Source organism: Aeromonas sp. 55A (genome assembly GCF_051919665.1).
In the GTDB taxonomy this organism is placed as follows: Bacteria; Pseudomonadota; Gammaproteobacteria; order Enterobacterales; family Aeromonadaceae; genus Aeromonas; species Aeromonas veronii.
Genome location: NZ_JBQBEH010000008.1, coordinates 615,862 through 629,944, shown reverse-complemented (window position 1 = coordinate 629,944; position 14,083 = coordinate 615,862). Strand labels below are relative to the sequence as shown.

13 protein-coding genes are annotated in these 14,083 nt (G+C 60.8%); 3 read left to right on the top strand and 10 right to left on the bottom strand.

Annotation, left to right across the window (positions count from 1 at the left end; genetic code table 11):
* Positions 1–106 precede the first annotated feature (106 nt).
* Entirely contained in the window at positions 107–2,146 is a 2,040-nt protein-coding gene (locus ACTG2G_RS06815) for an oxidoreductase (protein ID WP_439985302.1), read from the top strand.
* Between the two features lie 114 nt (positions 2,147–2,260).
* On the top strand, positions 2,261–2,809 hold the full coding sequence (locus tag ACTG2G_RS06810; RefSeq protein WP_439985301.1) for an NAD(P)H nitroreductase: 549 nt from the start codon (positions 2,261–2,263) through the stop codon (positions 2,807–2,809).
* Between the two features lie 382 nt (positions 2,810–3,191).
* Here ACTG2G_RS06810 and ACTG2G_RS06805 read toward each other — a convergent pair whose 3' ends face one another.
* The 4 genes from ACTG2G_RS06805 to ACTG2G_RS06790 form a co-directional block, all read right to left on the bottom strand.
* Complete coding sequence (locus ACTG2G_RS06805; RefSeq protein WP_421387243.1) at positions 3,192–3,746, bottom strand: sugar O-acetyltransferase; 555 nt, start codon at positions 3,744–3,746, stop codon at positions 3,192–3,194.
* A 66-nt stretch (positions 3,747–3,812) separates the two neighbouring features.
* A complete protein-coding gene (locus ACTG2G_RS06800; protein ID WP_421387242.1) occupies positions 3,813–4,790 on the bottom strand; it encodes a D-2-hydroxyacid dehydrogenase family protein in 978 nt (325 codons plus the stop codon).
* A gap of 202 nt (positions 4,791–4,992) precedes the next feature.
* The gene (gene prmA / locus ACTG2G_RS06795; protein ID WP_421387239.1) at positions 4,993–5,871 is read right to left on the bottom strand and encodes a 50S ribosomal protein L11 methyltransferase; all 879 of its coding nucleotides are present in this window, start codon (positions 5,869–5,871) and stop codon (positions 4,993–4,995) included.
* A gap of 537 nt (positions 5,872–6,408) precedes the next feature.
* On the bottom strand, positions 6,409–7,425 hold the full coding sequence (locus ACTG2G_RS06790; protein WP_139461870.1) for a zinc-binding alcohol dehydrogenase family protein: 1,017 nt from the start codon (positions 7,423–7,425) through the stop codon (positions 6,409–6,411).
* Positions 7,426–7,525: 100 nt separating this feature from the next.
* On the opposite strand from ACTG2G_RS06790, the gene ACTG2G_RS06785 reads away from it, so the two are divergent.
* Positions 7,526–8,398: a LysR family transcriptional regulator gene (locus tag ACTG2G_RS06785; protein WP_162504381.1), complete on the top strand. Its 873-nt coding sequence runs from the start codon at positions 7,526–7,528 to the stop codon at positions 8,396–8,398.
* Position 8,399: 1 nt separating this feature from the next.
* Here ACTG2G_RS06785 and ACTG2G_RS06780 read toward each other — a convergent pair whose 3' ends face one another.
* The 6 genes from ACTG2G_RS06780 to aroQ form a co-directional block, all read right to left on the bottom strand.
* Entirely contained in the window at positions 8,400–9,827 is a 1,428-nt protein-coding gene (locus ACTG2G_RS06780) for a PTS transporter subunit EIIC (protein ID WP_042080616.1), read from the bottom strand.
* Positions 9,828–9,916: 89 nt separating this feature from the next.
* The gene (gene panF / locus ACTG2G_RS06775; protein WP_429204738.1) at positions 9,917–11,374 is read right to left on the bottom strand and encodes a sodium/pantothenate symporter; all 1,458 of its coding nucleotides are present in this window, start codon (positions 11,372–11,374) and stop codon (positions 9,917–9,919) included.
* Positions 11,364–11,627: a YhdT family protein gene (locus tag ACTG2G_RS06770; protein WP_005338912.1), complete on the bottom strand. Its 264-nt coding sequence runs from the start codon at positions 11,625–11,627 to the stop codon at positions 11,364–11,366. The genes panF and ACTG2G_RS06770 overlap by 11 nt, the downstream gene beginning before the upstream one ends.
* 127 nt (positions 11,628–11,754) lie before the next feature.
* Positions 11,755–13,095 (bottom strand): acetyl-CoA carboxylase biotin carboxylase subunit, encoded by a 1,341-nt coding sequence (gene accC, locus ACTG2G_RS06765; protein ID WP_005338910.1) that lies wholly within the window; start codon positions 13,093–13,095, stop codon positions 11,755–11,757.
* A 15-nt stretch (positions 13,096–13,110) separates the two neighbouring features.
* The gene (gene accB, locus ACTG2G_RS06760; protein WP_005338908.1) at positions 13,111–13,569 is read right to left on the bottom strand and encodes an acetyl-CoA carboxylase biotin carboxyl carrier protein; all 459 of its coding nucleotides are present in this window, start codon (positions 13,567–13,569) and stop codon (positions 13,111–13,113) included.
* A gap of 36 nt (positions 13,570–13,605) precedes the next feature.
* On the bottom strand, positions 13,606–14,055 hold the full coding sequence (aroQ, locus tag ACTG2G_RS06755) for a type II 3-dehydroquinate dehydratase (protein ID WP_005338907.1): 450 nt from the start codon (positions 14,053–14,055) through the stop codon (positions 13,606–13,608).
* Positions 14,056–14,083: the final 28 nt, after the last annotated feature.

Sequence of the window (14,083 nt, the reverse complement as noted above, 5' to 3'; positions counted from 1 at the left end):
GCCGCTATCCGACCCTGCTGACCCCGCTCGACCTTGGTTTTACCCAGCTGCGCAACCGGGTGTTGGGCGTTGTTCCATGCACCCTGGCCTTAAAGAGGAAGGCATCATGAGTCGCTATCCCCATCTGCTGAAGCCCCTTGACCTCGGCTTTACCCAACTGCGCAACCGTGTGTTGATGGGCTCCATGCATACCGGCCTCGAAGAGGAGAAGGGCGGTTTTGACAAGCTGGCCGCCTTTTATGCTGAGCGCGCCCGTGGTGGCGTTGGCCTTATCGTCACCGGTGGTATCGCCCCCAATCTGCGCGGTCGGCTGGTGCCTCACGGTTCCCAGTTGAGCTTCCCCTGGCAGGTGAGCAAGCACAAGAAGGTGACCAGCGCCGTGCATCAGGAGGGGGGCAAGATCGCGCTGCAGATCCTCCATGCCGGTCGTTACGCCTATCATCCGTTCAGTCTGGCGCCGAGCGCCCTCAAAGCCCCCATCTCCCCGTTCAAACCGCGCGCCATGAGCGAGCGACAGATCCGTGGCACCATCCGCGACTTTGCCACCACCGCAGCGCTGGCCAAGGCGGCCGGTTATGATGGGGTCGAGGTGATGGGTTCGGAAGGTTATCTCATCAACCAGTTCATCTGCGAGCGCACCAACAAGCGCACCGATGGCTGGGGCGGCAGCAGCGAAAACCGGATGCGCTTCCCGGTGGAGATTGTCCGCGCCATCCGCGAGCGGGTCGGCACCGACTTCATCATCATCTTCCGCCTCTCCATGCTCGATCTGGTGGAGCAGGGCTCGACCCTGGAAGAGGTGATTGCCCTTGGCAAAGCGCTGGAAGCGGTGGGGGTGACCCTCATCAATACCGGCATCGGTTGGCACGAGGCGCGCATTCCCACCATCGCCACCAGCGTGCCGCGCGGCGCTTTCAGCTGGGTGACTGCCGAGCTGAAAAAGCACCTCAAGATGCCACTTATCACCACCAACCGGATCAACACTCCCGAGGTGGCCGAGCGGATTCTGGCGGGTGGCGAGGCGGATATGGTCTCCATGGCGCGCCCCTTCCTGGCGGATCCCGAATTTGTCATCAAGGCTGCCGAGAACCGGGCGGACGAGATCAACACCTGCATCGCCTGCAATCAAGCTTGCCTTGACCATGTGTTCAAGCAGAAGCGCGCCTCCTGTCTGGTGAATCCCCGCGCCTGCTTCGAGACCGAGCTGACCTTTGGCCGCGTGCCCCAGCCCAAGAAGCTGGCGGTCGTGGGGGCGGGCCCGGCCGGGCTGGCGTTTGCCTGCTACGCTGCCGAGCGCGGTCATCAGGTGAGCCTGTTCGATCAGGCCAGCGAAATCGGCGGCCAGTTCAACTTCGCCAAGCAGATCCCGGGCAAGGAGGAGTTTCACGAAACCCTGCGCTATTTCGCCAAACGGCTGGAGAAGTGTGGCGTCGAGCTCTATCTGGGCCAGCGCCAGAGTGCCGAGAGCCTGCTCGGCGGCGGTTTTGACGAGGTGATCCTCGCCACTGGTATCCGCCCGCGTACTCCCAATATTCCGGGGATCGAGCATCCCAAGGTATTGAACTACCTCGATGTATTGCGGGATCACAAGCCGGTCGGCCAGAAGGTGGCGGTGATCGGCGCCGGCGGCATCGGTTTCGATGTGGCCGAATTCCTTGTGGAGAAAAGGGTCGAGAAGAAGGTGGAGATGGATGCCGATGGGCACCGTGATCACTGGCTCAAGGAGTGGGGCATCGACAAACAGCTTGGCGAGCGCGGTGGCCTCACGGTTCCTGAAATCGACGCCCCCGAGCGCCAGATCTGGCTGCTCCAGCGCAAGGAGAGCAAGGTGGGTGACGGACTTGGCAAGACCACCGGCTGGATCCATCGTACCGTGCTCAAGAACCGCAAGGTGCAGATGCTCTCCGGGGTACAATATCTGGGGATCGATGACGAGGGCTTGCACATTCAGGTGGGCGAGACCAAACAGTGTCTGCCGGTGGATCAGGTGATCGTCTGCGCCGGGCAGGAGCCCCTCAAGGAGCTGCAGGCGGGGTTGCAGGCGGCAGGCAAGCCGGTGCATATCATCGGCGGAGCCGACGTGGCTGCCGAGCTGGATGCCAAACGCGCCATCCTGCAAGGGGCCGAGCTGGCTGCGATCATCTAGCCAACTGTGCCCTCTTGTCCTTTATAGTGCGATAAACCCCTGAGCCTCAGGGGTTTTCTTCATTCGGTGCTGTGCTAAGGTAGCGCCATCATTGCCCCAGAGAAGGAATTGCCCATGGATGCCCTCACCCTGTTGCTCAATCGCCACTCCTGTGGCCGTCTCGCCGATCCCGCCCCGAGCGGTGAGGTGCTCGACAATATCCTCAAGGCGGGCCTGCGCGCGCCGGATCACGGCACCCTGACCCCCTGGCAGTTCATTCTGTTTGAAGGGGAGGGGCGTGATCGGCTGGGCAAGCTGCTGGCCGAGGCGGCCCGTGCCCGTGGCGAAGATGAAGAGAGCATCAAGAAGTGCAGCGAAGCGCCGCTGCGGGCACCCTTGGTCGTCGCCGTGGCAACCCGTTATCAGGATCACCCCAAGGTGCCGAAACTGGAGCAGGAGCTCTCTGCCGGTTGTGCCCTGATGGCGATGCAGATGGCGGCGCAGGCGCAGGGCTTCAACGGTATCTGGCGCTCCGGCTGGTTTATCTTCGATGGGCAGATCAACAAGGGACTGGGACTGGCCGCAGAGGATCAGCTGGTGGGTTTCCTCTATCTCGGTACCCCCATGCTGGAAGCACGCAAACTGCGCGAACTGCCGCTCGATGAGTTTGTCCGCCGTTTCTGACTTTTCGGCCACGTTGCGGTTAAGAGAAGCAAAGCCTCGAGAAGTCGGGGCTTTTCTGTTTAACCGTGAATAGTAACCAGAGAAATTGGGGAAAATAAATGGCTCAAAGAGGCTTCGCGCGCCATAGCAGGTAATTATTTAAATAGTGCGATGTACCTCGCAATCCTGTGGTATTTCACTATGTAAAACGTTTGCGCATTCGCTAATATCTCCCTGCCAGTTTAGAAGGGCACTCCTTCTAATTTTTCTGCGATGAGAGTCGCAATTCCGTAGCACCTTTTAACAGCCCAACGTCTTCGTGACATTGGGCTTTATTTTTTTATGGGGTGTCGGGGCTGTTGTGAGTTGATGGCGGTATCGGCATACAACCCGGTTGGCTGCCTTATGCTCTGTTTTTGGCTGGCAGGATCCGGGCCGGGTTGCCGACTACCCGAGCACCGGCCGGTACATCTCTGGTGACTACGGCGCCCGCGCCGACGATCGCCTCCCGCCCTATGGTGACGCCGGGCAGCAAGATGGCCCCGCCCCCAATCCAGACCTTGTCTTCAATGGTGACCGGCAGCGCCGTCTCCGCTCCCTGAATCCGTTCATCTGCCTCCAGCGCATGGGCTGCGGTATAGATCTGCACATTTGGCCCAATCATCACATGGGCGCCGATGCGGATGGGGGCATTGTCCAGCAGGGTCGCCCCCATATTGATGTAGGAGTCCTTGCCCAGGTTGATGTGGCGGCCATAGGTGCAGTAGAGGGGCGGGCAGATAAAGGCATTTTCTGCCAGCTCGCCAATCAGCTCCGCCAGTAGTGCCCGCTGCTCTGTCTCCTCTTCCGCCTGATTGAAACGGCGATAGCGCCGTGCCGCCTCCTGGCGCAACAGGGCCAGCTCGGGTGCCATGCAGTTGTACGGTTGGCTGCTAATCATCTTCTGGTATTCGATCATGAAGGTTGCTTTCCTTTATCTGCCAGGGATTTGGATATTGGCGCCAATACGGCAGAAGTAACGTGATCATCCACCCGATATGGGCAGAACCAGGTTGGCAGGTCTGCCTTCGGCAAAGGCCAGCACATTCTCGAACGCCACGCGAAAGTAGAGTTCGTAGCTGTTTTGCTCCACATAGCCGAGATGAGGCGTCGCCAATACGTTGGGCAGACGCAGCAGGGGCTCGCTTTCCTGTGTCGCCGGCTCGATGTCAAATACATCGAGCGCGGCCCGTTTCTCAGGATGGTTACTGAGCTCTGCATAGAGGGCGCCCGGCTCGATAAGTTCGGCACGGCTGGTATTGACCAGCAGAGAGTCAACTTTCATGCGGGCCAGGTCTGCGCGTGTAACAGCGCCGCGGGTTGCCTCGCTCAGGCGCAGATGCAGCGTGAGGATATCGGCTTGACTGAAAAGCGCCTCCTTGCTGGAGGCGCAGGCATAGCCATCCAGCTCGGCCTGCCTGCGCGAAGCCTCACTGCCCCATATCAGTAACGACATGCCAAATGCCTTGCCATAGCGGGCGATCCGCTGGCCTATCTTGCCGTAGCCCCAGATGCCGAGCGTCAACCCATGCAGCGTGAGTCCCAAACCTAGGTCACCAGATTGCTGCCATTGGCCTTGGCTTAACGCCTGGCTGTAAGCAGGTATATGGCGGGAGGCTGCCATGATGAGCGCCCAGCAGAGCTCGGCGGGAGCAATAGGGCTGCCGATCCCTTCTGCCACGGCAACGCCGTACCGTTGGCATAGTGCCGGGTCGATGTGCTGGCTGACTTTGCCAGTCTGGCTGATGAGTTTAAGGGTGGGAAGCTGTATCAGCAGCTGTTCGTCGATGCGGGTACGCTCGCGGATCAGCACCAGTGCTTCCATTCCTTCCAGCAGTGCGGCAAGGCGCGTTGTATCGGGTTCGCTCTGGTTGAGGATGGTGACGTCATGACCCGCCAGCAGGGCAAAGCAGGGGAGGTGGCGCACCTGATCCTGATAGTCATCCAGAATGGCAATCCGCATAAGAAATCCTTCTCGGTTGCGTTGGCTCGGACCGCTATCTTACCGGAATAAAAGGTGTCTGTTGTTTTCAAACGAACACAATCAGAAGGGAGGGCGATCAAGCCCATGTCCACGGACCGGGAAGAGCCTGACAGGCCAAAACAATCAGGGCCCCCGAATGGGAGCCCTGATGGCATGAGGTTGGCGTCTATGTTGCCCGCGCTTAGCCGTGCTTGCGGCCGGAGAGGCGGCACCACTCCTCTTTGACGGCGGTCGGGTCCATCTCGAACCACTGGCCGTAGATAGTTTCCAGTTCCGGGGCCTGACTTTCCAGCACGCCGGAGAGGGCCATCAGGCTGCCCGCTTTGCCGTGGCCGGCGATCAGCGGAGCCAGTTCGCGCAGCGGGCCGGCCAGGATGTTGGCGACCACTACGTCCGCTTCGACGTCTTGTGGCTGGTCGGCTGGCAGATAGAGCTCAATCTGGTCGGCGACGCCGTTGCGCGCGGCGTTGTCGCGGCTGGCCTGAATGGCCTGCGGGTCGATGTCGATGCCGATGACGCGGGCGGCACCCAGTTTCAGGGCGGCGATGCCGAGAATGCCGGAGCCGCAACCAAAATCGACCACGGTTTTACCGGTCAGATCCAGCCCGTCCAGCCACTGCAGGCAAAGTGCCGTGGTGGGGTGGGTACCGGTACCGAAGGCCAGGCCCGGATCCAGCATGACGTTGACCGCATCGGAATTCGGCACGTCGCGCCAGCTCGGGCAGATCCAGAGGCGCTCGCCAAACTGCATGGGGTGGAAGTGATCCATCCACTCGCGCACCCAATCCTTGTCTTCCAGCTGCTCGACCTTGTAGCCGACATTTTCGCCGAAGATCTGCTGGAAGAAGGCGATGGTGGGAGCCGGATCGGTTTCGGCATCGAACAGACCCATCACTTCGGTCTCGCCCCAGAGCGGGGTTTCACCGGGCATGGGTTCATAGACGGGCACATCCTTGGCATCCATAAAGGTCACCGCCTGGGCTCCACGCCCCAGCAGCATGTTGCTCACCTTGTCTGCGGTCTTGGCAGTGGCGTTGATTCGAATTTGTATCCAGGGCATGGCGTCGACTCTTCATAAATGTGAAACCGCGAGATTCTACCATCATGGGGCAGTGCTGTCGTGGTTTGCCCATGACGTGGAGGGATTCGGGGGCTTTTGCCGGATTGGCACGGTTCCTGTATTGCTCTATGCAGGCGAAGACGACCGGTTTTCGCTGAACGCTTTGCTCAAGTTCCGTCATCTTTCACTGCCACCCTCGGGTGGCATTTTTTTATCTGCACTTGTTTGCCTGGTAAACAGTCTGCCAGAGAAAAAAAGAGCAAGGTCGGCACCTTGCTCAAGGACGGGCTGACGCCGTTTTGGCGCATTCATGCTGCTGTTGGCACGCCAGATGCAAAGACTAATATGTCCTGCATAAGGATATGTGTGTGATTGTTACCCCAATGTTCAGGTATTCAGGCCATTTCTCGCGAAATGGCCTCTTTTTTGGCTGATTGTCGGACGTTGGCCTGCCACAGGCAGTCATGAGTGCCGCTGGTTGTGCCCGTTTGGGGCATCTCCTTGGTGAACTTATCCCATCATGGTGCGTTTGAGGGCTTAGTTGGCAAAGCCGCTCATGTCGATCACCAGCTTGCCTACCATGCGGCCTGCCTCGACCTCGGCATGGGCCTGAGCCAGCGTGACCGGGGTCAGTGACGGGATGGTTCTGGTCAGGGTGGTCTGCAATACCCCTTCATCGACCAGTGCCGCCACCCGGCCGAGCAGGCGGTGCTGCTCGATCATGTCCGGCGTCTGGAACAGGGAGCGGGTGAACATGAACTCCTGGCTGAAGGTGACGCTCTTGCTCTTGAGCAGGGAGAGATCCCACGGCTCGCTCGATTCGGCGATGGTGCAGATATGGCCAAACGGGCGGATCAGCCCGGCCATGGTGGCCCAGTGCTCGGCGGTGGCATTGGTGCAGAAGATGGCATCGACCTGAGTGATGCCAAGGGCGGTCAGCTCCTCCTGCAACTTGTGGTGGTTCACGACCTGATGGGCGCCCATTTCGAGGCACCATTCGCGGCTCTCGGGGCGGGAGGCGGTAGCAATCACCTCCATACCGGTGAGCTGACGGGCCAGCTGGATGGCGATGGAGCCCACGCCACCGGCGCCGCCGATGATCAGCAGTTTGCCACGGCTTTCGCGGGTAAGAGCGAAGCGCTCGAACAGGGTCTCCCAGGCGGTGATGGCGGTGAGCGGCAGGGCGGCGGCCTCCACATCGCTCAAGGTGGTGGGGGCGATCGCGGCGATGCGCTCATCCACCAGTTGCAGGGCGCTGTTGCTGCCCGGGCGGCTGATATCACCGGCATACCAGACCCGGTCGCCCGCCTTGAACAGGGTGACTTCGCTGCCGGTGGCGATCACTTCCCCCACCGCATCCCAGCCCAGTACCCGGGGCGAGCTTTCAATTTTGGCCTTGGGGGAACGCACCTTGGTATCCACCGGATTGACGGAGGTGGCGGTGACCCGCACCAGCAGATCCCGCGGGCCCGGAACCGGATCGGGCAGGTTGGCGGCGATAAAGCAGTCGGGGTGGTCGCTTGGCAGATAGTGAGTCAGGGCAATGGCTTTCATGGTTTTTCCTTTCAAATCGCTGTGTTCGGGATTGCTACTCACTCTAGTCTGGTTGATTATCAAGATTAAGATGGGTAATCGGTAAAGACTGTTTGAATATATGAACAATGTCGATCTGGAGTTGATGGGACTGTTTGCCACCGTGGTGGAGCAGGGAAGCTTTACCCGGGCTGCCGAGCTGCTCGGTATGCCCAAGTCGTCGGTGAGTCAGAAGATCTCGCGGCTCGAATCCCAGCTCGGGGTGCGGCTGTTGCAGCGTACCACCCGCAGGTTGAGCCTGACCCCGCAGGGTGAACTCTATGTGGAGCACTGTCAGGGGCTGCTGGCACTGGCCCGCAGCGCCAATCTGGCGATGGCACGGCTGCGCTCGGCCCCGGCGGGGCGGGTGCGGATCACCGCCCCCGAGGCGACCGGTACTCTATTGCTTGGCCGGATCCTCGCCGAGTTTCGCGCTCTCTATCCCGAAGTGGTGCTGGAGTTGACCCTGAGTGACGATCAGCTAGATCTGGTGGGGGAAGGTTATGATTTGGCGCTGCGGGCAGCGCCGCTGAAAGACTCCAGCCTCATCTGTCGGCGTATCGGTCAGGTGGCGCGTCATCTGGTGGCAGCGCCCGCCTATCTGGCGGCCCACGGCATGCCGCAACAGTTGAGCGAGCTGGGCCGTTATGCCTGTCTGGTGCACTCGGCCATGCCGGTGTGGCCATTGCAGGAGGGTGGCTGGCGGCCGCAGGGGGCCTGTGTCAGCAACAGCTTGCTGGCGCTGCGGGAGATGGCGCTTCATGACGGGGGGATTGCCCTGTTGCCCCACCATGTCTGTGAAGGGGATTTGGCGGCGGGGCGGCTGCAGAAGGTGTTGCCGGATCAGCCCATTCCGGCCAACCCGTTTTACCTTATCTATCCGAGTCGGGAGCATCTGGCTCCCGCCCTGCGCACCCTGATGGATTTCGTGGCCGAGCGGTTGCCGTTTGCCTGAGTTACCAGCTGCTCTGGCTGGCCGACTCCTGATTTGGTTTGAGGCCGAGGGGGACCGACTGGCGCTCCGCCAGCATGCGGATCTGCCCTTCAATCAGGCTGGCGCTGGGGCCCAGCACCAGCACCAGCTGGTGGTCGTTGAGCTGGATCCAGGAGAGGCAGCCCAGGCCCAGCAGGCGGGATTCATCCACCAGTGAAATATCGCGTACCCGCAGGCTGAGGCGGGTGATACAGACACTCATCGCCACCAGATTGTCCATCCCACCCAGCACCTTGAGGTACTGGATCGCCAGCATCTGCGGGTCTGAGGGGGCAACGCTGGCAAGGCGCGGATGCTCCACCGCGATGGGCTTGCTCGGCATGCTGAGGGGCGCGCGCTCCAGCAGTTGATAGAACAGCAGGGTGTAGGCGACGAAGAACAGGATACCGACCGGAATGAGCCAGAAGCTGTGCTCCCCTGCCTGATAGCTCAGCACCAGATCCAGCAGGCCGGCGGAGAAGTAGCTGCCCACCTTGATCCCCAGCCCGCTACAGACAGCGAGCGATAGCCCGGTCAGCAGGGCGTGGGCGAGAAACAGCCAGGGGGCGGTAAAGGCGAACAGAAATTCGATAGGCTCTGTGATCCCCACCAGTGCCGAGGTGAGCGCCAGGGTGAGCAGCAGCCCGCCCTGTGGCAGCCGCTGCATCCGCTGGCGGTGCAGCCAGATTGCAAAACAGGCGCCCGGCAGGCCGAACATGATGATGGGGTAAAGACCGGCCACATACCCTTCATGAAGGGGTTGGGCGGTGGCCAGCGCCTGCAGGTTGCTCTCGCCAAGGCCGATGACGCTGCCCAATACCTGATGGAGCCCGAGCGGGATCAGCAGTCGGTTGAGGGTGCCGTAGCAGAAGGCGCCAAACGGCGTGGTGAGCAGCTCGGAGGTGAGCAGGGTCAGCCCGCGCTCCAGTGGCGGCCACAGCAGCGAGAGGGGGATGGCGATCAGCAGGCAGGCCAAGGCCGACACCAGCAGGCTGGGAAACTCCCCCCTGGCGATCTGCAGCCAGCGGGGCAGGGTTTGCTGGTGTACCCAGGGGTAGATGATGGCGGTGGTGAGCCCCGCCAGCAGGCCGCAGATCATGTCGGCGTGCAGGTTGGGGGCCAGCGTATTGAAGGCGGTGCTGAGCAGCAGGAAGTTGACCGCACCCGCCAGCGTCTGTCCGCCCAGCTCTTGCCGACTCAGGCCAAAGGCGATCGCCACCGCATAGATAAGCGGCATCTGGCTGAAGATCGCCTGACCGGTGAGGGAGAGCACCGCCAAATCGAGCACGTCGGGTTGCCCAAGCCGGTAGATCAACGCCGCCATCGGCAGGATGGAGACGGGCAGCAGCAGGGCATAACCGAGCCGCTGCAGGGCTTGAGTAACGACTTGTCGAGTGGCTTTAACGGGCATACAGCGGCTACGTTCTGTGACTTGGCGCACAGTTTAACCGGAAAACACCTATTTGGGGATAGTTTTGGAACCCCTAATTTATATTTTTATTATTTCTGCCCGAAAAGCTCGCGTATTTCCCGCGAGGGCGGTGCTGTCAGCAGGCTGACCGTGATAAAGACCACCAGCGCCAGCGTGAGGCTTGGCACGATGGCGTGCAGGCCAGCCAGCTTGATCCCCCACTGACTGAGTACCCCATAGCTGACGATGCCGCTGACCATGCTGGCCAGCGCGCCCGGGCCGTTGGCCCGCGACCAGTAGAGGCCGAGCACCAGCGGCCAGAGGAACACCGCCTGCAGACCGCCAAAGGCGAGCAGGTTGAGCCAGATGATCATCTCGGGCGGTTGCAAAGCCGCCAGCAGCACCAGAGTGCCGAGGATCAGGGTGCAGAGCAGGGAGAGGCGGGGGATGCGCACCTCCAGCTTCTCCTGCTTTGGATTGAGATAGTTGAGGTAGAGATCCTTCACCAGAGTGGCGGAGGCCTGGATCAGCTGGGAGTCGATGGTGGACATGATGGCCGCCATCGGTGCCGCCAGAAAGACCCCGGCCAGCCAGGGGGGCAGCACTTCCATCATCAGGGAGGGCATGATCTTGTCCGGGCTGTCCATGCCCGGCAGGATGGCGCGGCCGAGGGCGCCCGCCAGATGCATGCCAAACATCAGCAGGGCGCTGACCACTGTGCCGATCAGAATGCCGCGATGGAGCGCCTTGCTGTCGCGATAACCAAAGCAGCGCAGCGCCGAGTGGGGCAGCCCCACCACCCCGACACAGACCAGGATCCAGAAGCTCAGCATAAAGGGCTGGGTCAGCATGTCGCCGGCCCCTTGCGGGCTCACCAGCTTGGGATCGATCTCCCTGAGCTGGTGGATGAGGTTTGGCAAGCCGTCACCGGCGACCAGAATGCCCGCCAGCAGGGCACCGGTGCCGATCAGCATGATGATCCCCTGCAGAGCATCGGTCATCACCACGGCGCGGAAGCCGCCGATGATGGTGTAGAGCAGAACGCAGCTGGCAAACAGCATCAATCCCTGCTGGTAGGAGAGGCCGGTGGCGGTCTCCAGCAGGCGAGCACCGCCGATGAATTGCACCACCATGGTCGCGATAAAGGCGAGGATGATAGTAACGGAGCCGAGGATCACCACCGCCTTGCTCTGGTAGCGGGCCCACAGCATGTCGTTGATGGTCACCGCATTGACCCGGCGGGCGATGATGGCGAACTTCTTGCCAAGCACTCCCAGAGTGAGCCAGACGGTGGGCAGCTGGATCATCGCCAGCAACACCCAGCCCAGACCGATCTTGTAGGCCGCGCCCGGCCCACCGATAAAGGAGGAGGCCGAGGTGTAGGTGGCAACCAGCGTCATCGCCAGCACCAGCCCGCCCATGCTGCGGTTGCCGATGAAGTACTCCTGCACGAAGTTGCCTTGCGCGCGATGGCGGCTGGCCCAGAAACCCACCCCCAGCACCAGCACCAGATAGATGACGAGCGGCAGCATCAACTCAAGATTCATGGGATGACTCCTTGCCGGAAGGGGAGTGGGTATCGAGGGGGATCTCCACAAACAGCCGGTTCACCATCAGGGCGCAGAGCAGAATGAACAGCAGCGGCATCACCATGCAGCTGAGCAGGAACCACAACGGCAGCCCCCACAACTCCAGCTGGAGCGGGATAAAATAGGCGGTGCCATACCAGGCAAAGAAGTAGAGCAGGGTCAGCAGCAGGCAGAAAGCTGCTTCCCGGCGGGCGAGAGCAAAACGGTTCACCTTGGCCTCCGACAAATTTGAGGGGCGCAAGGATAACAAAAAAGGGCCATGTCGCCATGGCCCTTTTTCAGCAGAGGCTCCTTGCGGAGCAGACTTCCACCGGAAGTCCGGTCTCTATCAGCGATCCTTACAGACCCAACTTCTTGTGCAGGTAGTGGATATTGGTGCCACCGTGCTGGAAGTTTTCGTCTTTCATGATCTCTTTTTGCAGCGGTACGTTGGTCTTGATCCCTTCCACCACCAGCTCGTCCAGCGCATGGCGCATGCGGGCGATGGCAATGTCACGATTCTCGCCGTAGCAGATCAGCTTGCCGATCATCGAATCGTAGTGGGGCGGTACCTTGTAACCGGCATAGATGTGGGAGTCCCAACGCACGCCCAGACCACCCGGCGCGTGGAAGCGCTGCACCAGACCTGGCGAGGGCATGAAGGTGGCCGGATCTTCGGCGTTGATCCGGCACTCGATGGCATGGCCACGGATGCGGATATCCTGCTGGGTGATCGACAGGGGCTGGCCGGCGGCGATGCGCAGCTGCTCCTTGATCAGATCGATACCGGTGACCATCTCGGTGACAGGATGCTCAACCTGGATACGGGTGTTCATTTCGATGAAATAGAACTCGCCGTTCTCGTACAGGAACTCGAAAGTACCCGCACCGCGGTAGCCGATCTCGATACAGGCGCGCACACAGCGCTCGCCGATGAACTTGCGCATTTCGGCGGTGATGCCGGGTGCCGGCGCCTCTTCCACCACTTTCTGGTGGCGACGCTGCATGGAGCAGTCACGCTCGCCCAGATAGAGGGCGTTGCCCTGGCCGTCTGCCAACACCTGAATTTCGATGTGGCGCGGGTTTTCCAGGTACTTCTCCATGTAGACCATGTCGTTCTTGAAGAACTGGCCTGCTTCGGATTTGGTCAGGGCGATGGCGCCCGCCAGTTCCGCTTCATTGCGCACCACGCGCATACCGCGACCACCACCGCCACCGGCGGCCTTGATGATCACCGGATAGCCGATGCGCTTGGCAATGGCGGCGTTGTGCTTGGCGTCGTTGTCGACGGGGCCGTCAGAGCCCGGTACGCAAGGTACGCCCGCTTTCTTCATCGCTTCGATGGCAGAGACCTTGTCACCCATCAGGCGAATGGTCTCGGCGCGCGGGCCGATGAAGATGAAGCCGGATTTTTCGACCACTTCGGCGAAATCGGCGTTCTCGGAGAGGAAGCCGTAACCCGGGTGGATGGCCACGGCACCGGTTACCTCGGCGGCGGCGATGATGGCCGGGACGTTGAGGTAGGATTCAGTACTGGCCGGTCTGCCGATACAGATGGATTCGTCGGCCAGCAGCACATGTTTGAGCTCCCGGTCGGCGGTGGAGTGAACGGCCACTGTCTTGATCCCGAGCTCTTTACAGGCGCGCAGGATCCGCAGGGCAATTTCACCGCGGTTGGCGATGACTACTTTGTCCAACATGGGTGGCGATTTCCCTTATTCGATGATGAACAGCGGCTCGTCAAATTCGACGGCCTGACCATTTTCAACCAGGATCGCTTTGATCACACCGGCCTTGTCAGACTCGATTTGGTTCATCATTTTCATGGCTTCGACGATGCACAGGGTGTCGCCGACATTGACTTGCTGACCCACTTCCGCGAACGGCTTGGCATCCGGGCTGGAGGAGCGGTAGAAGGAGCCAACCATCGGGGAGCGCATCAGGTGACCGCTCGGGGCGGCATCGGCGGCCGGTGCGGCGGCAACCGGGGCGGCAGCGGCAGGTGCGGCAACCGGAGCGGCTTGCTGCATCATCATCTGCGGCATGGCGGTGGTCACCTGACCGGAGAAGTTGCGGCTGATGCGAACGGACTCTTCACCTTCGGAGATCTCCAGTTCGGCGATGCCGGACTCTTCAACCAGTTCAATCAGCTTCTTGATTTTGCGGATATCCATTAGCATTCTCTTTCTTCTTTATCTGATCAGTGATTATCAAGCCGCGCGCAGATGGTGCACGGCCGCGGTTAAAGCGAATTGGTAGCCATCGGCCCCCAGACCACAAATGACCCCTTTAGCGACATCAGACAGATAGGAGTGATGACGGAACGGCTCCCTGGCATGGACGTTTGACAGGTGAACCTCGATAAAAGGGATGGCAACGCCCAGCAGCGCATCGCGAATGGCGACGCTGGTGTGGGTGAAGGCGGCTGGATTGATGATGATAAAGTCCACCTGGCCCATGGCCTGATGGATGCGGCCGACCAACTCATGTTCGGCGTTGGATTGCAGATGTTCCAGAGTGACACCGAGTTCGCTGGCGTTAAGCTTCAGATCGGCGACGATCTCATCAAGCGTCTTGCTGCCGTAGATACCCGGTTCCCGTTTGCCCAGCAGATTCAGGTTTGGTCCGTTGAGCAGGAGAATGCGGTGATTTTGCGACATATTGAGTACATCCTCGATGATAATGCTG

Bases quoted from the DNA above. Each gene is read 5' to 3' on its own strand.
- ACTG2G_RS06815 (WP_439985302.1), top strand. From the start codon at position 107: ATGAGTCGCTATCCCCATCTGCTGAAGCCCCTTGACCTCGGCTTTACC.
- ACTG2G_RS06810 (WP_439985301.1), top strand. From the start codon at position 2,261: ATGGATGCCCTCACCCTGTTGCTCAATCGCCACTCCTGTGGCCGTCTC.
- ACTG2G_RS06805 (WP_421387243.1), bottom strand. From the start codon at position 3,746: ATGATCGAATACCAGAAGATGATTAGCAGCCAACCGTACAACTGCATG.
- ACTG2G_RS06800 (WP_421387242.1), bottom strand. From the start codon at position 4,790: ATGCGGATTGCCATTCTGGATGACTATCAGGATCAGGTGCGCCACCTC.
- prmA (WP_421387239.1), bottom strand. From the start codon at position 5,871: ATGCCCTGGATACAAATTCGAATCAACGCCACTGCCAAGACCGCAGAC.
- ACTG2G_RS06790 (WP_139461870.1), bottom strand. From the start codon at position 7,425: ATGAAAGCCATTGCCCTGACTCACTATCTGCCAAGCGACCACCCCGAC.
- ACTG2G_RS06785 (WP_162504381.1), top strand. From the start codon at position 7,526: ATGAACAATGTCGATCTGGAGTTGATGGGACTGTTTGCCACCGTGGTG.
- ACTG2G_RS06780 (WP_042080616.1), bottom strand. From the start codon at position 9,827: ATGCCCGTTAAAGCCACTCGACAAGTCGTTACTCAAGCCCTGCAGCGG.
- panF (WP_429204738.1), bottom strand. From the start codon at position 11,374: ATGAATCTTGAGTTGATGCTGCCGCTCGTCATCTATCTGGTGCTGGTG.
- accC (WP_005338910.1), bottom strand. From the start codon at position 13,095: ATGTTGGACAAAGTAGTCATCGCCAACCGCGGTGAAATTGCCCTGCGG.
- accB (WP_005338908.1), bottom strand. From the start codon at position 13,569: ATGGATATCCGCAAAATCAAGAAGCTGATTGAACTGGTTGAAGAGTCC.
- aroQ (WP_005338907.1), bottom strand. From the start codon at position 14,055: ATGTCGCAAAATCACCGCATTCTCCTGCTCAACGGACCAAACCTGAAT.